This window comes from Vibrio sp. Isolate30 (assembly GCF_022397975.1).
GTDB lineage: Bacteria > Pseudomonadota > Gammaproteobacteria > Enterobacterales > Vibrionaceae > Vibrio > Vibrio fortis.
In genome coordinates this window covers 701,402-722,980 of record NZ_JAKEUS010000002.1, presented here as the reverse complement: position 1 = coordinate 722,980, position 21,579 = coordinate 701,402, and the positions used below count along the sequence as shown (strand labels likewise).

The 21,579-nt window shown below is 43.8% G+C and carries 17 protein-coding genes; 10 read left to right on the top strand and 7 right to left on the bottom strand.

Going from position 1 to position 21,579, the window contains the following annotated elements; genetic code table 11:
* Positions 1 to 86 precede the first annotated feature (86 nt).
* Complete coding sequence (locus L1D60_RS10185) at positions 87 to 1,424, top strand: IS4 family transposase (protein WP_239840979.1); 1,338 nt, start codon at positions 87 to 89, stop codon at positions 1,422 to 1,424.
* Positions 1,425 to 1,621: 197 nt separating this feature from the next.
* Here L1D60_RS10185 and L1D60_RS10180 read toward each other — a convergent pair whose 3' ends face one another.
* Both L1D60_RS10180 and L1D60_RS10175 read right to left on the bottom strand, forming a co-directional pair.
* Entirely contained in the window at positions 1,622 to 2,935 is a 1,314-nt protein-coding gene (locus tag L1D60_RS10180; protein ID WP_239840978.1) for an aspartate aminotransferase family protein, read from the bottom strand.
* Between the two features lie 103 nt (positions 2,936 to 3,038).
* On the bottom strand, positions 3,039 to 3,926 hold the full coding sequence (locus tag L1D60_RS10175) for a LysR family transcriptional regulator (RefSeq protein ID WP_239840977.1): 888 nt from the start codon (positions 3,924 to 3,926) through the stop codon (positions 3,039 to 3,041).
* A gap of 194 nt (positions 3,927 to 4,120) precedes the next feature.
* Here L1D60_RS10175 and glaH point away from each other — a divergent pair, with 194 nt between their 5' ends.
* Positions 4,121 to 5,080 (top strand): glutarate dioxygenase GlaH, encoded by a 960-nt coding sequence (glaH, locus tag L1D60_RS10170; RefSeq protein ID WP_239840976.1) that lies wholly within the window; start codon positions 4,121 to 4,123, stop codon positions 5,078 to 5,080.
* Positions 5,081 to 5,194: 114 nt separating this feature from the next.
* Complete coding sequence (gene lhgO / locus L1D60_RS10165; RefSeq protein WP_239840975.1) at positions 5,195 to 6,469, top strand: L-2-hydroxyglutarate oxidase; 1,275 nt, start codon at positions 5,195 to 5,197, stop codon at positions 6,467 to 6,469.
* An 80-nt stretch (positions 6,470 to 6,549) separates the two neighbouring features.
* Here lhgO and L1D60_RS10160 read toward each other — a convergent pair whose 3' ends face one another.
* Entirely contained in the window at positions 6,550 to 7,494 is a 945-nt protein-coding gene (locus L1D60_RS10160) for a LysR family transcriptional regulator (protein ID WP_239840974.1), read from the bottom strand.
* A 153-nt stretch (positions 7,495 to 7,647) separates the two neighbouring features.
* Here L1D60_RS10160 and L1D60_RS10155 point away from each other — a divergent pair, with 153 nt between their 5' ends.
* The 5 genes from L1D60_RS10155 (at position 7,648) to L1D60_RS10135 (ending at position 12,909) form a co-directional block, all read left to right on the top strand.
* Positions 7,648 to 9,093 (top strand): NAD-dependent succinate-semialdehyde dehydrogenase, encoded by a 1,446-nt coding sequence (locus L1D60_RS10155; RefSeq protein ID WP_239840973.1) that lies wholly within the window; start codon positions 7,648 to 7,650, stop codon positions 9,091 to 9,093.
* Positions 9,094 to 9,438: 345 nt separating this feature from the next.
* On the top strand, positions 9,439 to 10,473 hold the full coding sequence (locus L1D60_RS10150; RefSeq protein ID WP_239840972.1) for a TRAP transporter substrate-binding protein: 1,035 nt from the start codon (positions 9,439 to 9,441) through the stop codon (positions 10,471 to 10,473).
* Between the two features lie 111 nt (positions 10,474 to 10,584).
* The gene (locus L1D60_RS10145) at positions 10,585 to 11,163 is read left to right on the top strand and encodes a TRAP transporter small permease (protein ID WP_239840971.1); all 579 of its coding nucleotides are present in this window, start codon (positions 10,585 to 10,587) and stop codon (positions 11,161 to 11,163) included.
* The gene (locus L1D60_RS10140; protein WP_239840970.1) at positions 11,160 to 12,482 is read left to right on the top strand and encodes a TRAP transporter large permease subunit; all 1,323 of its coding nucleotides are present in this window, start codon (positions 11,160 to 11,162) and stop codon (positions 12,480 to 12,482) included. Before L1D60_RS10145 ends, L1D60_RS10140 begins: the two co-directional genes overlap by 4 nt.
* Position 12,483: 1 nt before the next feature.
* Entirely contained in the window at positions 12,484 to 12,909 is a 426-nt protein-coding gene (locus L1D60_RS10135; protein ID WP_239840969.1) for a universal stress protein, read from the top strand.
* A gap of 122 nt (positions 12,910 to 13,031) precedes the next feature.
* Here the strand turns inward: L1D60_RS10135 and L1D60_RS10130 are convergent, their stop codons facing one another.
* Entirely contained in the window at positions 13,032 to 14,597 is a 1,566-nt protein-coding gene (locus L1D60_RS10130; protein ID WP_239840968.1) for an EAL domain-containing protein, read from the bottom strand.
* Positions 14,598 to 15,215: 618 nt separating this feature from the next.
* Between L1D60_RS10130 and L1D60_RS10125 the strand changes: the two genes are divergently transcribed.
* Positions 15,216 to 17,405, top strand: a complete 2,190-nt coding sequence (locus L1D60_RS10125) for an immunoglobulin-like domain-containing protein (protein WP_239840967.1) — start codon at positions 15,216 to 15,218, stop codon at positions 17,403 to 17,405.
* A gap of 136 nt (positions 17,406 to 17,541) precedes the next feature.
* Here the strand turns inward: L1D60_RS10125 and L1D60_RS10120 are convergent, their stop codons facing one another.
* Both L1D60_RS10120 and L1D60_RS10115 read right to left on the bottom strand, forming a co-directional pair.
* Entirely contained in the window at positions 17,542 to 17,952 is a 411-nt protein-coding gene (locus tag L1D60_RS10120) for a hypothetical protein (RefSeq protein WP_239840966.1), read from the bottom strand.
* Positions 17,953 to 18,195: 243 nt separating this feature from the next.
* Positions 18,196 to 19,149, bottom strand: a complete 954-nt coding sequence (locus L1D60_RS10115; RefSeq protein ID WP_239840965.1) for a LysR family transcriptional regulator — start codon at positions 19,147 to 19,149, stop codon at positions 18,196 to 18,198.
* A 148-nt stretch (positions 19,150 to 19,297) separates the two neighbouring features.
* On the opposite strand from L1D60_RS10115, the gene L1D60_RS10110 reads away from it, so the two are divergent.
* The gene (locus L1D60_RS10110; protein WP_239840964.1) at positions 19,298 to 20,119 is read left to right on the top strand and encodes a hypothetical protein; all 822 of its coding nucleotides are present in this window, start codon (positions 19,298 to 19,300) and stop codon (positions 20,117 to 20,119) included.
* A gap of 49 nt (positions 20,120 to 20,168) precedes the next feature.
* Here L1D60_RS10110 and L1D60_RS10105 read toward each other — a convergent pair whose 3' ends face one another.
* Positions 20,169 to 21,359 (bottom strand): outer membrane protein transport protein, encoded by a 1,191-nt coding sequence (locus tag L1D60_RS10105; RefSeq protein WP_239840963.1) that lies wholly within the window; start codon positions 21,357 to 21,359, stop codon positions 20,169 to 20,171.
* Between the last annotated feature and the right edge of the window lie 220 nt (positions 21,360 to 21,579).

Below are 21,579 nucleotides of genomic sequence, written 5' to 3'. Positions count from 1 at the left end.
GCGCAATGTAGATCAGATAAGGATCGGTTGACCGATCCTTCTGATGAGAGACAATCGGAAACCTATTTCTAGGTTTCCGATTTTTTATGTCTATTCAAAACTGTTTTACTGATTTTCTCGAAGAATGCGCTGTTGATGTTGCTCAACTCACCACTTTCTCTGAACACATTCCAGATGAGTGGGTTGCTAAGGCTGCCACTCTCTCCGATAAAGCGACTATTCGCCGCCGTCGATTACCAAGTGACATGGTCTTGTGGTTAATTGTCGGCATGGCTTTCTTCCGTAATGAACCCATTGCCGAAGTCGCACGAAGAATGAATGTCTGTGCGGACGGCTTAGCTGATGAAGAGTTGTTAGCAAAAAGTGCTTTAACCCAAGCAAGGCAGCGTTTGGGCAGTGCTGCACCAGAGTGGCTGTTTAAACAATGTGGACGGACGTGGGGTCTTGAACGATATCGTGATGATACGTGGCAAGGACTACAAGTTTTTGCTGTAGATGGCGCTCTTTTTCGAACAGCGGATACTCCAGAACTTAGAGAACACTTTGGCTCGGGTAATACTTCAAGCAACAGACAGACACCACATCCGATGCTAAGAGTTGTGACTATGATGAACGTCCGCTCTCATGTCATCGTTGACGCTGCTATAAGTCCCTATCGGCGAGGTGAAATCCCGCTTGCTATGCCCTTCATCGACTCTTTGCCAGATAACTCGGTAACGTTACTAGATAAAGGGTTTTACGGTGCAGACTTACTTCTCTCTCTTCAAAATAGTGGTACTAATAGGCATTGGCTGATACCGGCTAGGAAGGGGCTTAAGTATACCCTTCTAGATGAAGAAGAAAGTAATGACATGCTCGTTGAAATGAAAGTCTCAGCGCAAGCACGCAAAAAGAACTCTAGCTTACCTGAGAAATGGCAAGTCAGAGCGGTGACTTACGAAGTACAAGGTAAGCAAAAAACCGTTTTTACCTCCCTTCCTAGAGAAAACTACGATGCGAAGGCAGTAGCCGAACTCTACCACGAACGTTGGGAAATCGAGTTGGGTTATCGTGATATCAAAAGCTCAATGCAACACAATGCCTTAGTATTACGAAGTAAAACGGTAGGACTTGTTTATCAAGAGCTCTGGGGACTATTACTTGGTTATAACTTAGTAAGACGTGAAGCGAGTCAGGCCGCGGTGGAGCATGGAAGAATGCCGAATGAAATTAGCTTTAAATACGCTTGTCAGTTCATAGCAAGTCAATTGAAAGTGATGAGTAAAGCGATATCGCCAGGCAATACACCTAAACGTTTAAAAAGTCTCAGGGGAGACTTATCAGTCCTTTTTATAGACAAACGCCCTAAGCCTAATCGGCCTAGGGCGGTAAAAATATCAAAGACTCGCTATCCGGTTAATCGCAAAGCAGCTCCGCTTAAGTGAACTACGTTGCGCNCTAAACGTTTAAAAAGTCTCAGGGGAGACTTATCAGTCCTTTTTATAGACAAACGCCCTAAGCCTAATCGGCCTAGGGCGGTAAAAATATCAAAGACTCGCTATCCGGTTAATCGCAAAGCAGCTCCGCTTAAGTGAACTACGTTGCGCAGTTATGCGGGCTTTTTTGTGTCTGAAAATCAATCCTAAGCAAACTCTTTCGCCACATCCGACAAGGTGTCAACAATGACATCAATGTGCTCTTTTTCAATGATAAGCGGAGGGGAGAGGGCGATAGTGTTGCCCATACTGCGAACCATAACGCCTTTGTCATAACAGCGCTTAAGAATATCGAAGCCAATCGGTTTGCCATGAGATGCATCTGCGAACTGTACTGCACCAATTAAACCATAGTTTCGGATATCGACAATGTTTCCCGTACCTTTGAGTGAGTGAAGCCCTTGCTCGAAATACTGTCCGATCTCTCCTTTTGCTCGGGTAAGCAATCCTTCTTTTTCATAGATATCGAGAGTCGCTAGCCCAGCTGCACACGCGACAGGGTGCCCGGAGTAGGTGTAACCGTGGAAAAATTCGACGGTGCCTTCTGGAGCACTATTTACCACAGTATTGTAGATGTGCTCACTCGAGAAAACCGCGCCTAATGGGACAACGCCACTACTGATTCCTTTTGCAGAAGTGATGAGATCAGGGACTACGTCAAACTCCTCGGCTGCAAATGAAGAACCTAAACGGCCCCAGCCTGTAATCACCTCATCAAAAATCAAGACTACATCATGACGCGTACAAATCTCGCGTAGTCGGCGTAAGTAGCCTTTCGGTGGAAGAATCACGCCACCAGCTCCAGATATAGGTTCGACAATAACCGCAGCAATGGAGTCGGCACCATGAAACTGTATTAGACGCTCAAGTTGCTCGGCTTTTTCAACGCCATTTTCTGGTATACCTCGGCTAAACGCATTGCGCTCGATATCAAGAGTATGGTCGAGGTGGTCAGTCGAGAGCAATGGTCCGAAACCCTTACGATTAGGTGTTAATCCACCCACAGAAATACCACCAAAGTTAACCCCGTGGTAGCCGAGTTCGCGCCCAATCAGTTTGTATCTACCGGTGTTGCCCTTAGCTTGTTGATAGGCCAAGGCAATTTTGAGGGCACTTTCAACGGCTTCAGAGCCTGAATTGGTGAAGAATACTTTATTCAAACCTGGTGGTGTGTGTTTGATAAGACGCTCTGCGAACTCAAAACCAATGTCATGCCCGAAGTTGAACGGTGAGCTGTAGTCTAGCTCCGCGACCTGTTTTGCCATCGCTTCGCCTATCGAGTTACGACCGTGGCCTGCATTCACGCACCAAAGACCCGCTGTCGCGTCGAGCAGTTTAACGTTTCTATCTGAATAGCAATACATGCCTTCAGCACGATTAATGATACGAGGATTAGCTTTAAAGTCGCGATTTGAAGTGAACGGCATCCAGAATGCGTCGTAGTTTACTTTTTTTTCCATGGTCGACATGCTCTGTGTTTGAAAATGTAACGAGAATGTTATCCACGGTTTTGGGGCGATAAAATCATCCTGAATAAATATAAAGTTTTACCGTCATCAAACTTTAGTCGTGTTCTTGGTCGCGCAATGTTCCTTGCAAGAAACTAACGAATGCCTTGGCGGCAGTCGAAAGATAATGGCTCGACTTCCAACCTATTCCAAGTTGTAAAGGGATAGGGGGATCAAAGGGGACGGCTTTGAGTTGCGGATCGTTGGCGACCAAAATAGGTAAGCAGGTGCCAATTCCTATATCCCTTCGCACCATGGATTTGAGTAGCTCTGGTAGGTTGGTTTCAAAGTGAATATTAGGTTGAACCTTATTTTGCTGACAGTAGCTGTTGATTGTTTCACGCAGGAAATAGCCATTTTTGAATAATACTAATGGCTGAAGACAAAACTCTTCCAAAGTAATGCTGTCTCTTGATGCAAACTCGTGACTGTTTTGCACGAGGGCGGTAATTTGGTCTTGTGCGAGAAGCGTATGACGAATCTGTTCGTGTTCTCGATCGCCTCTTATCAGCGCCAAGTCCAGTTCACCATTAACCAGCATCTGCGCCAATGTCGCTGTTCCGGCTTCGTGTACATTAATCTGAATTCCTGGATAAGCCTTTTTAAACTGTTCCAGTGCGTCAGGCAGGTAGTAAGAAGCCAGCATGGCAGGAGCACCAAAATTAATCACTCCACTAGCGAGCCCTTTCAATTCTTGCAGCTCTTTTTCTGCTTGTTCAACGTCCTCCAAGATAATTTTGGTGTGACGAAGTAGCACTTGCCCTTCTGCGGTCAGGCTCATTTGTCGCTCGGTTCGGTTAATGAGTTTGAGCTCCAGTTGCTGTTCAAGTTTCTTAATACTGGTACTCAGCGCTGACTGCGCGATCCCAAGTTGATCAGCGGCTTTGGTGAAATTTCCTGTCTTCGCCAATTGGCTGAAATAGTAGAGACGTTTCAAATCCATTTCATTGCCATCTATTTTATATATGAAAACTATATCTACCATATATTGTTAATATGATCTCGCTGTCGTTATAGTTTTGTTAACTCAGGGCGTGGCTGATATTTGACGCTCAACATCGGCCAGCAATTCAAACATTAAACAACAAAACATAATGAAAAAGTCGCCCAGCGGCTCAGTCAAAAGGAAGTGAAACAATGAATATCGCGACGGTTTTTAGTGAAAACGTACAAGAGAAAAGTGGATTTATCATCTCGCAACATCCAGAAAACCCACGTCTACAAGTAGTGACACTGGCGAAATCAACGCTGGATAAGTTTTCTGACCTCACCCAAGAGTACAATCTTCAATCTCTTGAATATAAACCCTTTCTTCGTTTTGCTGTGGCCGACGCTCTTGATAATGCGTGTGACTATCAGCTAGGTAAATTTCTTGTGGCGACAATGGAAGACAGAGAAACGGGCGCTTTTCTGTTAGAACCCGACGCGGAAGCGAAAGCGGCCTTTGACGACAGTGACGAACAACGAGATTTCTTTGTGATTCTGTCGACAGCGATTTCCCATTTGATCGGCATTCCTAACTTTGATGCCATGTATGGGAAGTACTACGCGCGTTTCACTGTGAAGAATGATGACAATAGTGACAGCTATTTGCGCCAAGCACATCGACGTATGGAGCTTCATAATGATGGGACTTACGTTCAAGAGCGAACCGATTTCGTGTTGATGATGAAGATGGATGAAAAGAACATGCAAATGGGCGACTCCTTATTATTGCATGTTGATGATTGGGATGACTTGGAGCGTTTTTATCATCACCCTATGGCGAAGCAAGACATTGTTTGGGGCGCACCGCCGAGCAAGAATGTTGGCTACACGGTAGAGCATCCAGTGTTCTTTGAAGAGGACAAAAATGGCAAGCCTCATATGCTATTTATCGACCAATTTGCTCAACCTCAAAACATGCAGCAAGGCCTTTATCTTCACCAGATGAGTGAATCTCTAGAAAGTGATACTAACTGTTTTAATGTCCGTGTAAACGTCGGTAGCATGCTGGTAGTGCAAAATCATTGTTGGCTGCATGGCCGAGATAAATTTGTTGCAGACCCGGGTCTTAAGCGCGAGTTACTGCGTCAGCGCGGGCACTTTACTCGCTGATTTTCATTAATGATGGCCAATAAGCGACTTGAACGACAGTAAAGTTTTAAGTCGCTTAACTATAATAAAAACAGAGAAAGTAGATAAAACGAAGAGAGTGAAGGAGCACCAACTTTGGAAAAAGTGTATGACTACATCGTAGTCGGCGGTGGCATCGTCGGAGTATCGACCGCTTGGCAGTTACAAAGCCGTTTCCCAGATAAATCGATTCTGTTAATCGAGAAAGAATCGGGTTTTTCACACCACCAAACAGGCCATAACAGCGGCGTCATTCATGCTGGCGTTTATTACGCGCCGGGTAGCTTGAAGGCCGAGTTCTGCAAAGCTGGTGTGGAAGCGACGACAACATTTTGTGAGAAGCATGATATCCCTGTTGAAAATTTCGGCAAATTGCTGGTTGCAACCTCTCAGCAAGAAGTCGAACGTATGCATGCGTTGTATTTGCGTTGTCATGAAAACGGTTTAGACGTTGAACTGATCGATGAGCAGGAATTAAAGCGCCGTGAACCGAACATTGTCGGCTTGGGCGCGATAGCAGTATCTACGACTAGTATTGTTAATTATCGCCTTGTGACAGAGAAAATGGCCGAAGAGTTTGTGTCGGCTGGTGGCACGGTGTCATTAAATACCGAAGTGACTGGGTTGAATGAATCGCCAGAACGCATCCTCGTAGCAGCGAACATCAATCAACAAGCGATATCTTATGCTGGTAACTTTTTGGTGGTTTGTTCAGGTCTTATGGCGGATCGTCTAACACGTATGATGGGCATTGAAACCGATTTCCAGATCGTTCCTTATCGCGGTGAATACTATCGATTACCAGAAAAGTACAACGATATTGTGAATCACCTGATATACCCAATTCCAGATCCGGATTTACCGTTCTTGGGCGTGCATCTGACTCGAATGATTGATGGCTCGGTGACGGTAGGTCCAAACGCAGTTCAAGGCTGGAAACGAGAAGGGTACGGAAAAATCAATTTTAGCGTTCGCGACGTTTTGGATATGGTTGGTTTCCCTGGGTTTTGGAAAGTGACTGCAAAACACTTAAAGACGGGGTTGATTGAGACTAAGAACTCGTGGTGGAAGCCTGGGTATTTGAAACTGGTGAACAAATATTGCCCTCAGATAAAGGTGGAAGATCTGGAACCATATCCTGCGGGTATTCGCGCTCAAGCGGTACTTAAAGACGGCACATTAGTGCATGATTTTTTGTTTGCTGAAAGCGAGCGAAGCCTGCATGTGTGTAATGCACCGTCTCCTGCAGCAACATCTGCAATACCGATTGGCGGTTATATCTGCGATAAGATTGTTGAAAAACAAAACATTGAGATAAGTACAGACTCGTGCGCACAACAAGATAATAAAACAGTGTCAGAAGTGGCTTAAGTAGAACTAAGAGTGAAACTCGTCATGTTCGTATCAATAAAAATGCCTGTGCAGCAATGCTCAGGCATTTTCATTTCTTATTACAGAGCTAACTCAGTAGCCTGCTTACGATAGTAGTCGCGCATGGTTTTAGTGAACAGCGCTCGTACTTTATTAATCCCAGAGGTCTTCTTGGTGATCGCCATGATCTCTAAATGATAGTAGCGGCGGTCGGGTGCGATAGCGACAAGCTCACCAGACTCGACATAAGGCTGCGCATAGTGCTCAGGTAAGTAACCAATAAAGCGAGAAGAGAGTAGCAGCGCCATTCTAGACTCATAGTTATAGGCTGTAGCTTTTAAATTCATATTGGCTAAGTGCCCGTTAATGCGCTCCTGAGTTTTAATTCCGGCATAGACCACAGGAAACCCGTCAATAACCTCGTCGGTCAGTTCATGATCATCAAGTTGTGCGAGTGGGTTATTGTTGCTGGCATAGAGGTAACAGATGTCCGTATAGATATGCTCATATTCAAGTCCATCAAGTGCTCTGTGATAAGGGATGAAGCCGATATCTGCTTCTTCTTGCATTACCATCCTTTCAATCTCGGTCATTCTGGCTACTTCAGCCGTTAGGTAGACCTCTTGTGCCAATTTAGAGAACTTACGAATCACGGTGGGAATACTAGCGCGTTTATCCAAGCTGATCGTATCGCTAAACAGCACAGTCAAACTTCCAGATAATTGAATATCTAAATGGTTGATTGTATTTCGAAAGTCTTCCAGTTCTCCCAATAACTTAACCGTCGCTTCATAGACAACAACGCCTTCTTCCGTTAATGCGAAGCCTGCGCGGCCACGTCTACACAGAATGAGGTTGAGTCGAGATTCTAGGTTAGAGATATGGATACTGATCGTTGAACGACTGATGTTGAGTTCCGTTTCTGCAGCAGAAAAGCCACCGCAGTCAGCGACAACCTTAAATATTTTCAACTGCTTTATTTCGTAGTCACCAATTTGACCGACAGGCGAAGGATTCTTTGTCATTGTTTTAGGCTCATAAAACTTCATGTTTAAAGGGGAACATTTATCCCGATTAAGTGTTTGTTATTATTTTGTTATGTAAGTGAGTGATTATGCGTGAAATAAATTCAAGAATCTTTGAAGTTGCAGGGATTTATAAAATAAGGGGGCGAAGTGATGAAGCAATTAGATTTAATGGTATCTCAATGCCTGATTAACGGCGAATGGGTGGAGTCGATCAGCGGTAAACAGTTTGAGGTTGTAAACCCAGCGACGGGAGACGTAATAACGCATGTGCCAGATATGGGACAACAAGAAGCGACAACAGCCGTGTTGGCCGCCCATGATGCGTTTATGGATTGGAAAAAAACAACCGCAAAGCATCGAGCGGGCTTATTGAGAAAGTGGTTTGATTTGATTGTTGAGAACGCTGATTCATTAGCAAAATTACTGACTTCAGAGCAAGGTAAACCTTATAAAGAGGCATACGGCGAAGTGATGTACGGTGCTTCATTTCTCGAGTGGTTTGGAGAGGAAGCAAAACGTGTCTATGGTGACATTATTCCATCTGCTAACCCCAACACTCGCTATCTGACAATCAAACAACCGATAGGTGTCGTGACAGCAGTAACGCCTTGGAATTTTCCTATCGCGATGATCGCTCGCAAAGTAGGACCAGCATTGGCCGCAGGTTGTACCGTGGTGGTTAAGCCGGGAGAAGATACGCCATTATGCACGCTTGCAATGGCAAAACTTGCAGAGCAGGCCGGTATCCCCAAGGGAGTACTGAACATAGTAACAACATCGGAGCCCGCAAGCGTGGGAGAGGTGCTTTGCCAGCATCCACTGGTTCGCAAAATCTCGTTTACTGGCTCAACTCCGGTTGGCAAACATATACTTCGTCAAGCGGCGGATACGGTGAAAAAAGTCTCCCTTGAGCTGGGTGGCAATGCGCCGTTTATTGTTTTTGAAGACGCAGACATCGAGAAAGCCGTCCAAGGCGCGTTGATATCAAAATATCGAAACGCAGGCCAAACCTGTGTATGTACCAATCGCTTGTATATTCATGAATCGGTTTATGACCAATTTGTTGAGCTCTATGTACAAGCCGTGCGTGGGTTAGCGATTGGAGATGGCCTCGTGAGTAGTACAGATATCGGACCTCTAATTAATCAAAAGGCCATTGATAAGGTGCATGGTTTAGTCGAAAGAGCGATTGAACAAGGGGCAACGCTTGTCTTAGGTGGGGGAGTCTCTGAGGTGGGCAAGCAGTTCTATAAACCGACAATCTTAACTAACGTGACTGAAGAGATGGAGATTGCGCACCAGGAGTTATTTGGTCCTGTGTCGACAATTTTCCGCTTCCAAGACGAAGATGACGTTGTCCAACGAGCTAATGACACACCTTATGGTCTCGCTGCGTACTTTTATACACAAAACCAGAGCCGAGTATGGCGCGTTAGCGAAGCCCTTGAGTACGGAATTATAGGCACCAATGAGGGAATTATTTCAACAGAAGTGGCTCCGTTTGGTGGTGTTAAGGAGTCGGGGAGTGGTCGTGAAGGCTCAAAGTATGGGATTGATGATTATTTGGAGATCAAATATTTATGCCAAGGTATTTAAGAGTCAGATAGTTACATCAGACTATCTTGTTTAAAACGTGCCTTTTATCTTATTGCAGTATCGAGAAATTGATTTGGATACTTCGCATAGAGCAGCACTTAATGTGCTGCTTTTTTCGTTCTCAATCTCAGAAATTATCGGAATGCTTGCTAAGTGTTTTTGCATAGTCAGTTATTAAAACTGCAAAGGTTTGAGATTTATAAAACTTTAGGTGGATAAATATGAATTTAACAAATGTAAACGAATTGTAATCATTGTTCACAAGGTGACAACCAGGAAATGAAGCGTCACTTAGCACTGTTTTGGAGTAACTAGAACAGCGAGATTACATCAAGGAGATTATTCATGTTTAAAACCCTAGGCAAACTACGCAAACGAAGTGTAACGAAACTTGTTGCTGGATATGCATTGGCAATTTCTAGCACTTTTTTTACCGCGTCTCAGGCATTTGCGGCGGAACATAACTGGAGATTTGTGAATCTATACTCTCGCGGTACCGCTTATGGTGAAGTGTATAAGAGCTTTGCAGAAAACATTGAAACCATGTCTAACGGGCGTATTGCCGTTCAAGTGATGTATGCCGGAGAAGGCGTCGGTCAGACGGGCGTGCTGGGTTCAGTTAAATCTGGTTTGATGACCATGGGCGCACCTTTCCAACCGATGCATGCGGGAGAGTTCCCTGCAGGCGTTGTTGAAGTGGGTTTGCCAGGTATGACTCATGATGTCGGTGAGCTGAGTGCGCTATTCCACGAGAAAGGTTGGGGTGAAGTACTTGAAGAAGCTTACGACAAACAGAATTTGGTATGGCTGGAACCTTATATCCAACTGCCAGTTTATGTATTGACCAAAGAGCCGATTAACTCTGTTGAAGACTTTAAAGGCCTTAAGATCCGTGCACCAGGCGCATACGGCAAATTCCTACGCAATCTAGGTGCTTCTCCAGCTTCACTATCTTGGAGCGAAATCTATACCAGCCTTGCTACTGGTGTTATTGACGGCTCGATCGGTAGCAACCTAATTGACCACCGCGACGGTAATCACGTTGAAGTTGCTAAGTACATGTACCGTTTACCAATTGCGGGCGCTCAAGCACTGCCAATTGTTGTTAACAAAAGCGCATGGAATAAATTACCTGAAGATCTTCAAGCCATTGTTCGAGCGGCGAGCTCGGTTCACGCTCGTGAGCAGATGACGAAATCGCGCTTGTGGGAGTCTCAAGCGATTGCTGACATGGAGTCGAAAGGGATGAAGTGGAGCCCAGAACCAAGTGTTGAAGACATTGCTAAATGGAACGGTGCTGCAGGTTCTCTATGGAGCGAATATGCTGACGCTGATAAATACAGTCAACGCTTGATCAAAATTGTACAAAACAACGAATAAAAATTTGGCTTCTCACTGATTTAAAATCATAGGGTAGATGTCGAATGATCAGTGAAATGGCCAATCTAGGGGGCTTGCCCCCTTTTCCTATTGCTGCCAGGGATGAAGGTTATGTTTACTAAGGTGTTAGCTGCTTATTGTTTGGGCATAAATCGCGTTGTGTATTGGGTTGGAGTGTCGGCGTCGGTCTTGATGCCAATGCTCGCTGCAACCGTCGCCTTTGAGGTGTTTTCTCGATATGTACTGGGTGAGCCCACAATTTGGGCATACGACGTATCACTGTTTTTGTTTGGCTATATCGCTGCGCTTGGTGGCGCATTAGCTCAACAAAATAAAGCCCATATCAATGTGGATGTTCTCTATCTTTCTGTCTCCACAAGAGTTCGATCACTGTTCAATCTGTTTTCTTATTCGCTGGCAATCTTCTTTCTTTGTGTCGTGATGATGATGGCGTTTGGCAAGTTCGAAGAAGCCGTGGAGTTCAATTATCGACGTCAATCTGAATGGGCGCCGTCAATGGCACACTTTTGGGTGTTGATGATAGGTGCAAGCGCGGTGTTTATTGCTCAATTTACCAGTGACATGGTTCAAGACATGTACTTTGTTGCAACCGGAAGAGATCTGATTGAGCGAGAAGTGGAAAGCAGTGAACAACCTCAAGAGTTGATTGAACAAGCGGGGGATGCATGAGTATAGAAGTATTAACGCTGCTGCTCATCGGCTGTATTTTATTCAGTTTTGCATTGGGCGCACCGGTTGGTTTAGCGCTTGGTGGTATTGCTATGGGAATGGGCTATCTAACGTGGGGAGAAGGTATCTTTAATTTGGTGCCAACCACTATTGAAAGTAACTTCTTCAGCTTCATTTTGTTGGCCATTCCGCTTTATATCTATATGGGGCAACTCTTAACGCGTTCTGGCATCGGCGATGCAATGTTTAATGCGAGCCAGATGGTGATAGGACGCATTCGGGGTTCGCTGGCGATTAGCGTAATTGGTGTCTGTTCAATGATTGGTGCCATGGTCGGTATCATTGGTGCAGGGATCATGACATCAGGTAGCATCGCTCTTAAGCCGATGTTAGAACGTGGTTACGATAAACGCCTTGCCTTGGGAGTGATCATGGCGGGTGGCGGTTTGGGTATTTTAATCCCGCCAAGTATCCCGATGATCATGTATGCAGCCACGACCCAAAACTCTGTCGGTCGTATGTTCTTAGCAGCCATTATTCCTGCCTTGATCTCAATAACACTGTTGATTGCTTATGTCGTTATTAGCTGTAAGTTGAACCCAAAGAAAGCGCCTTTAGGCACCGGTGCAGAAAGTTCGATGTCAGGCAAAGAGAAGGTAAGAACAGCCCGTGATGGTATGTTCTCACTACTACTGATAGTGGCTGTGTTGGGAAGCATCATTACCGGTATAGCGACGCCGACAGAGTCTGGGGCTATCGGTGTTGTTGGTGCAATTCTTCTGGCTGTCGTTTTTAAACGCTTTCGCTTCGAAATGTTTAAGTCGTCCGGTTTTGAAACAGCGATGCTGGTCAGTGTATCGATGTGGATCATTTTAGGCGCCTCTCTGTTTAGCAACTTCCACATGTTGAGTGGGGTGCAAAACATGGTTGCACAAATTACACAAGATCTTGGTTTGCCTCCACTGGGCGTGATTATTTTGTTGCAAGTGATCATGCTGCTACTCGGTTTTATCATCGACGAACTGATCATTGTTTTGATGTGCGCGCCACTGTTCACGCCAATAGTTGTATCACTAGGGTACGACCCTATTTGGTTTGGTATTTTGATGATCCTAAATATCGAGATAGCGGTGCAAACTCCTCCTTATGGTTTTGCTCTGTTTTATCTAAAAGGCATAGCACCGCCTGGCGTGAGTATGATGGACATTTATCGCTCAATTTTGCCGTTCATTTTGCTGAAATTGTGCGTCTTAATCGCCTGTATGTTGTTTCCAGAAATGGTGATGTGGTTACCTAATAAGGTTATGGGAGCCAATTGATATGAGTCTTAATAAAATCTTAATGCCTATCGACCTTGCTTATCCCGACGTTGTCAAAAGAGAAGTTGAAATGGCACTCAAGCTGATCGCTGATAATGGGGTGATCGATATGCTTTATGTGGACGATGCAAGAGTGCATCACAGCATGGTACCGACAGTAACGGGCACAGCTTTTTCTGATAAGCACTTAAGTGTGTTTGATAGTGTACAAACCATGTTAGAGGAACTGGTCCCAAGACAGCATCGTGGCAAAAGCATCATACGTAATGGGATTGTTTTTGACGAAGTAGTGATACAAGCAAAACAGTCGAATGCTGACGCGATCGTGATGGCATCAGCCAAACCGAAGTTTCGCTCATATCTTTTGGGTTCAAATGCCGCGAAGGTCGTGCGTCATGCGCATTGTTCAGTGTTTGTGGTGCGTTAGCCTGAATTACTCTAGAACTTGAGCATCTTTTTGTGCTGCCTTCCGTTGTTGGTCTGAAAGGAAGGCAGCCTATATTGGGCAGCATAGGTAAAACGAATTGTATAGATAGCGCGAGGTTAGCGTTAAAGTTGCGATGGAATGAGTTTTACACCACTGTATTTAACGAGGTCTTGCTGTCTAATCATCGCGAGCGCGAGATTTGTCGGCATAGGGCGGTAGAAGTAGAAACCTTGGATATAGGTAACGCCTAATTTGGATAGAGTATTGAGCTGAGACTCGTTTTCCACACCCTCAACAATGACTTCCATATCGAGGCTGTCAGAAAGTTGCAGCATAGACTCTAGAAGCGGTACTCCTAAGCTCGACTCGTCAGAGATGTTTTTAACAAAAACGCGGTCGATTTTTAAGATGCTGAACGGAAATTGACGAACGAAGTCGAGGCCAGAATAACCCGTCCCGAAGTCATCAATCGCAATTTTTACACCTAGCTCAGACAATTTAGTCAGATTTGCCTTAATTTTACGCATGTCTTCTTCTAAGCACTCGCCATCTTCTGTCACCTCAAATACGACTTTTCGCAGTAACTCCGGCTCTCTCTTGTAGATGCTGATGACTTTGTTAGCAAAGTTTGGGTTAGAAACAACGTTTCGGCTGATATTGACGCTGATGTAGCGAGCCTCAAACAGTTCGACATTACTCTTTAATGTTCTTAGGACATCTTGTAACACGTAATACGTAAGATCTTCGATCAAGCCTAAGCTCTCGGCGAGCGGAATGAATATCGCAGGAGAGACACTACCTTCAACAGGATCGTTCCACCGTAATAGAGATTCACAACCCACGATCTTGGAAGTGTGATGGTTCACTATGGGTTGCAAGTGTACCTGCAAGTGTTTGTTCTTTAGTGCGTTAGTTAAAGAAGACTCTAAACCTCGGCGTTCCTGCCTTTTATATTTGATTTGCACAAACGTGATTGTGGCGATACCTGCACAAAGAAAACCAAACCATGAATACTTGAGTAGGAAATTTAAGTAGTAACCATAACCGACATACGAGATAACCGTGAGTGGGTAGGTTTCTGATTCAATTTTAATGGTTTTTAGAAAAGTGACGGCATCTGAGTTTGAAATATCGCGGTGGATGATTTCAACCTTAGAGTCGAGACCAAATTGAGCCAGATGCTCTTGAACCATATCCGAGATGTAGTGGGGAGGTATCATTAAACTCACTCCCTCTTTTGTTCTGTGGTCGCGAAAAATAAGCATTAAGGCTTTAGACTGACTGATCGCAGAACTTGTATAAGAGAGTGTGGTGTTATTGGGATCTTGCTCCATGCGGTTGCTGATGGTTTGGAACAAAGGGAAAGAGACACCTCCATCCGTTGTTGAACAGTAGAAGCGATCTTGACCATCAAATATTGCGGCTTCTTTTATCCAATCTGTATTAAATACAGCTTGACGTAACTCTCTAATAATAGCGGTACATGGTCGACTCACATTTTCTGGTGTCAAAAAATGCTCGAACTTCGATTTAATTTGATCGAATGTCTGTTCAACGATTTGAGCTGACTTTTCGACTTCTTTGTTGTAGTGAAATGGCGTAATGGGCAACAACAGCGCCATGGAACAACAGAACGAGATAATAAAATGTAGCGTGATTTTGGTAAAACTCTGGTATTTGATGGTCATAGGTATGAAGGGCTTACCAAGTCAAAGGATATTCAATCTAATTTATAAAACCATTTGCTATGTAAACAAATAAAAACATCAATACTGTGAATGTAACCATAACTTTGTAAATTATTGAGAAAATCATTGAATGTGTGCTTTACTTAAATAGATTTGTATCCCTTTTATTTGTTTGATTTTTATCCACTTTTAAGTTGAGGTTTTTAATGTAAGGTGTTGCATATGTGGCTTGTTGGTGCGTGACAGTGTAGCAAATGATCAGCCAATCATATCCAACTTGGGGTATGAGGAAGCAAGGTGACGGAATCACCAAGTAATACGTTTCGATGAACTGAGCTTGAATTTCTATGTTGGGATAATAGATAGGTATTGTTACCACCTATAAAGGTGTTGTGAGTTATTTATTTCTCTTATTTATTGGGGCGAAAATCGCAAGTCTATTTCACTATTAATAGTCAAAACTAATATTATTATTTGTCTCAATCTGTGACTTAAAATCACAACTCAAATAAATGCACATTATTTTATAAAAATACCCGTTCTCGTTGATAAATATTCATGCATAGAATAATTATCAAATGCTGTGATAGGCGCAGCAATTGATGGGGTATTGAATTTATGATGAAGCGATCGATGTTACAACTTGCCATCTCTATGGGAATGGTGGCAGTGCCGAGTATGGTTAGTGCGAGCAGTACACCAATGACAAATCCAGACTCTGGTGTCGTAGTAGGTTATTGGCATAACTGGTGTGATGGCAGTGGTTATCAAGGTGGTAACGCTCCGTGCGTCACTCTGGATGAAGTTAACCCTATGTACAACATCGTGAATGTGTCGTTCATGAAAGTGTATAACGTGGCGGATGGTCGAATTCCAACCTTTAAACTAGATCCAACAATTGGACTCTCAGAAGAACAATTTATCGACCAAATCTCTGACTTAAATAAACAAGGTCGTTCGGTGTTGTTGGCATTAGGTGGTGCAGACGCGCACATAGAGCTTAAAACCGGTGATGAACGAGCGTTTGCTGATGAGATCATTCGTCTAACTGAGCGCTATGGATTTGATGGCCTAGACATCGATCTTGAGCAAGCTGCAGTAACAGCAGCAAATAACCAAACAGTCATTCCAGATGCCCTTAAGTTAGTGAAAGAACACTATCGTGCTGAAGGCAAAAACTTCCTTATTACTATGGCTCCAGAGTTCCCGTACCTAACGACAGGTGGAAAATATGTGCCTTACATTGACAATTTGGAAGGTTACTACGATTGGATTAACCCTCAATTCTACAATCAAGGTGGTGACGGTATTTGGGTTGATGGCGTCGGCTGGATCGCGCAGAACAACGACGAGTTGAAAGAAGAGTTCATTTATTACATCTCAGACTCCCTGAGCAACGGCACACGTGGCTTCCATAAGATTCCACATGACAAACTGGTGTTTGGTATCCCTTCAAGTATCGATGCCGCAGCGACAGGTTTTGTGAAAGATCCACAAGATTTGTACGACGCCTTTACTAGCTTAACGTCTCAAGGGCAACCGTTACGCGGCGTGATGACGTGGTCTATCAACTGGGATATGGGCACTAACAAAAATGGCCAGCAATATAACGAACAGTTCATTAAAGACTATGGACCATTCGTTCATGGCCAAGTAACGCCTCCACCGGTTGAAGGTGAGCCAATTTTCAAAGGCATTGAGAATGCACGTGTGCTTCACAATACGGTGTTTGATCCAATGGCAGGTGTCACAGCAACAGACAAAGAAGACGGCGACTTAACCTCATCAATTGATGTGGAAGGGTATGTGGAAACCAGTGTTCTTGGAACTTATATCCTGACTTATCGCGTGAAAGATACTGACAACAATGAGACAACCCAAGCGAGAACGGTAGAAATTTACAGTCAAAAACCAGTATTTGATGGTGTTTCGGATACTACGGTTGCACTTGGTGCTGCGTTTGACCCAATGGCTGGCGTGTCTGCAAGTGATGCTGAAGATGGTGACCTAACCAGCAGTATCGTGCAAACAGGCAGTGCTGATGTCAACGAGGTTGGTAACTACACACTTGTATATCGCGTGACCGACAGTGCGAACCAAACGACGACAGCTGAACGAAAAGTCTCAGTAACAGACGGCTCAAGTTGTGCCAACGCGTGGAACAGTGAAACGGTTTATATTGAAGGTGACCAAGTATCGCATAATGGTTCAACGTGGAAAGCGGGCTGGTGGACACGTGGCGAAGAGCCGGGAACCACAGGCGAATGGGGTGTGTGGAGCAAGGTTTTAGACAGTTCCTGTGGCGGTGAGACACCCGATCCGGATGTCGATCCTACGTTGAGTGTAACTGGATTAGCGTCTTCATACGCCCTGAATAATGGCCAAGTGACCCTAAGCCTGCAATTGGTTAGCAATGAAACGTTAACGGTTGATGTGAGTGTTCGCGATGCATCAAATAAAGTGGTTGAGCAATCTCAGACTGAGGTAAATGGCCAATCACCTTTAACGATTGAATTGCAAGGCATTGAAGCGGGCACTTTCCAGTTATTACTTGAGGGTGTCGCAGATGATGGTGAAATGGTTTCATCACAAAACAGCTTTTCTGTTACCGATGAAACGACAACACCTCCACCTGGAGAGTACCCTGATTATGTAGCAGGCACCGCGTATCAAGCAGGGGATCGCGTCATTGGTGGTGACAATGGCGTTTACGAATGTAAGCCTTGGCCATATACAGCGTGGTGTGCAAGCGCGTCTTACGCACCAGGAGACAGTCTATATTGGAAGGATGCTTGGACTAAGCTGTAGCAAGTCAGAGCACAGCTAAATCTTAAAAAATAGGCCGACTGGAACTGCAGTCGGCCTTTTACTGAAAGCTAGAAGTAATTGGTTTGAATAAAAATCGCTAGTGAATTGAACACAAGTTTCGCATTGCGGCTATGACTTAAACTACGACGGTTTTTCTTAATTGGTAATTTTCATACCAGTAGCCAAGCGTATATGTACAAATTGTAATGTCAGTGATCGCAAATGGAATGAAACTGGCGTTAAGGTGCGCCGTCTCTGGGTTAAAGAAATTTGAAACGAATAAGTAAACCATGAACAGCTTTTCAAGGAATGAGTACAGTATGATTGATTCTCGCCATTTAGTGACATACGCAGAAGCGGCAATAAAGAAGCCCATCAATCCCACCATAATTCCCCAGTGTCTAAATAGAAATACATAGTTAGAGTCATAAGGCAGATTATTCATATCATGCAGTGCAGTCTCTGGGTTGATGGCGTAGATTCCAGCATACATAGTGACGAGACCACCGATCACCAAGAATGGTTTTAAAAAGCGATGAAAGAACACAGTTAGATTCCTCGATTCCATTTTTCTATGAACGAATAAAATTATCAGTTCAGATTATGGTGATGAGTCAGCTTCTATATAATCTATTGAAGCTGACTTATCTTTGGGGGTGTAAATATTTTATATAAACAATAAGGATTTAAAATCAGTAAAATTACTGATTGTTGGTTTTTATATTTAAACTTATTAGGTAGAGTTTATTGTTAATTGTCATCAGTAAATTTACGGAGTTTATTGATATATTTAAATCGTGATGGTCTTTAGATTTAAGGTGTCGAGTTTTTCTTGGAGTGAACTTCTAACTACGTCGACACAAAATTGATAAAGAGGGTGATTATGATTGCGCTCAAGGTAATAAATCGCGTGGTTGATTTTTTCAGGAATCATCGCTTTTAACCATTGCGGTTGAACACAAGTGATTGTGTCTTTGCACATTGATGCGGCAAGTGATTCAGTGATAGCTAAGGTATCAGAATGTTCTGCTAAACACGCTAAAACTGACATGCTAGCTGATCGATATTTAAAGTCGAATACACTAGGGTGTTGTTTCTCAAGTAGAGCATTGAAATCGGTCAACCCAGGCACGAGTATTCCACCTGTGGGGTATTGGTTAAATGAGTTGATATCGAAGTTTTCTTTTTCCCAAGGGTGAGAATTTCTCATAATAACAATAGGTTCGCTGCAGGTGAGTGGCACCGAGCGAATTGATTGAGGTGTATCAATAGGATAAAAATTAAGCCCAATGTGTACTTCATTATTCTGAATCGCTTCGAATGTCTTGTCTGTCCAAGTCGTCAACTTAAGCTTGGCTTGTGGAAACAGGTTAAACACAACGGAGCTGGTTAACTCTGTTGCTATAGCTTCTAAGAAAACACTCGATACAGCAATGGTCAGCTCCCCGTTAAAGGTGCTTGGGTCTTCAAAAATGTCTGCGAATATACGGTTATCAAGTGCTTCAATCTGTTCGTTCAATCCTAAGCCTATGGCGTCTGCTCGATGAGTGGGTTGCAGCTTCCCATTCGACGAATAGAACAGTTTGTCGCCCGTATATTCGCGTAGTTTTGCTAGGGTCTGACTGACAGCGGATTGGCTTATTCCTAATGCAGACGCTGCTAATTTTGTACTTCTATGAATATAGATTGCATCAAATATACGTAAGTGGTTTAAATTAATTTGTTCATTGTATCTTTTATACATGATGCTAGCCTCATTGTTTTTATCTACTTTAATTTAGTTACTATAAATAAGAAATAAGTAAATCTAATTTTTCGTATAAGTAGCTTGGTGAGTTTTATTTGATTTATATTCCTTACCAAGTTCTTAAACACCTAATTGGATTTTTAAAATGATAAATATAAAAACAGCATCAACGACACTAGCCAGTGTTGTGTTGGCATTCGCGTCTTCTCCAGTGTTGGCAGAGCAGGGGGCAGAAGGTCATAAATACCATGATGCAGATCCACGAAATAGTAGCTTAAGGGCCGCCGTTTTTTCTGACGATCAAGGTGAGCTAAAACTACTGGCAGGCGGTGGTGCTTCTGGATTAACGAGTGATATCTCTCAGACTGTGGGTTTTGCGGAGTACTACACCCAATCTGAAAATGCACGATTGAGGGCAGCTCACTTTGATTCGTTTGGTGGCGTCTATGTTGATGTCTATCATTTGGAAAGCGCTGCAAACATGTATACGACGGGTTACATGTTGCCGTTGGGAAGTGATGACGGAACCCTATTTTTCCCTTCGTTAAACTATACCTATGTTGATTTCCTAACAAACGATCTTGCTGATGTCTTAAATTCACGATTGTCATTGAATGGAGGGTATCCAGACAATCTTCCCAATGGTGTATCAGCGAACAATGTGACCACATTGCTGGGTGATAGTGAGGCTCATTTAGGCTCAGTCAACATGTATGCGCTTCACCCTTGGAATGACACCCACTTTTCAGTATTCAACATTAACCTTGGTTCATCGTATGGTGGCGCGGAAATGCAAGTCGCTAATTTGATGTGGCTACAGGGCATAAAAACCAAAGTAAAAGGCAAAGATTTCAACATCATGTTTGAGTTTAAATACGATGTTATGTCGATTCAAAATGAAGCACTTGGTATTGATGAGACATCGGAAGAAGTGACAGCTTCGATAGGTATTGATTATCGCTTCTAACAATCAAAGTAAAACGCTGAACTTGGAGTTCAGCGTTTTATGTCGCGTACTAGAAGGTGAAGTTGGCACCGATAAAGTGGATATTCCCAACAAATGTACCTTGGATTTGAGTGTACGCTTTGTCTGAGCGATCGATATCCATAGAGCCAAAGTCAGCATACTCATAGAAGAGGTCAATGCGGGTATCGTCCCAGTATGTGCTAGCACCCAACGAATAGCGATATTGTTCGCCCACCGGTAGGTCGACCCACTGTTTTGTCGGGTCGTCTTGCGGAGATGTTTCGTATGAGAAGCCCGCTTTTATAGCCCAATTAGTATTAAGCTGATAGTCGGCACCGATCGCAAACTTCCATACATCGTCCCAATCGCGGTCGATTGCTTGAGGTAGGGTTGGGCGTGCGTTCAATGTGTCATTGTATACAGGAGTCTCTGCGAATTCACTCCATTGATGGTATTGGATTGAAGAGAGTATGGTTAGCTGATTATTGAGGTTATAACTTGCACTTAAGTCGGTTATTGCAGGTACGATCAACTCTGTTCCAACAAGCGCTTCATTACCATTGGTAAGGGTAGCCGTGATATCGTCGAAATCGTGAACCAATTTTGAACGGTAACTAAGGCCAATTGACCACGTGTTGGCTTTATACATGGCACCTGCGTTGTACCCAAATGCCCAATCGCTCCCCATATCCGATTCGAACCCAGACGTACTTACCTCAATCATACCGTAGTTAACTTGCATGCCTGCAGCGATAGACCAGTTGTCATCAATTTGATAGCTGATATTTGGGTTGAGTTGCAATGCTGAAAGGAATGCCTTGTCTAAATGGTTAGCACCATCCCAATCGTCGCCATATTCTATGGATGAGCCGCCCACAGCACCGAAATTCACTCCAATGTGAGTTGCTTCAGCAATCTGACGAACGTGGAATATGCCTACTGAGGGCATCAGTGTTTCAGCACTTGCATCGCCTTCTGGAGTATCAATAGTTGATGAATCTTGTGAACCATCGGTGTAATCCATTTGTAGATAAAGAGCCATGGTGTTGATCGTGGTTTTTTGCTCGCCCATGTGACTCATTGTTGCAGGGTTGGTCCAACTTGCAGTAGCGGTTTCAGTATAAACACCGTCGCCAGCACCAGCCGTGCCCGCGTTCGCGGTAACAGCTTCTTGTAAAAGTAGGCCACTTGCATTGGCAACCGAAGAACAAATTAATAGGGGTAATAGGGATTTTTTCATAATCATCATTGTACCTAGGGGCGAAATTAAACGACCCATAAAAGAGAATTGAACTAATGGATTGAAGCCCAGCCACCTATAGGGGGAGGTGGTCATCTTAGAAAGAGCTGGGCTTCGAATAGAGTTGTGGTGTTAACGCATGTTGAGGATCAAAAATACGAAAACAACAAAGAGAACCATTTGGCTTTTTTTTCGGTGTGTTTTGTCTACAAAATCACAG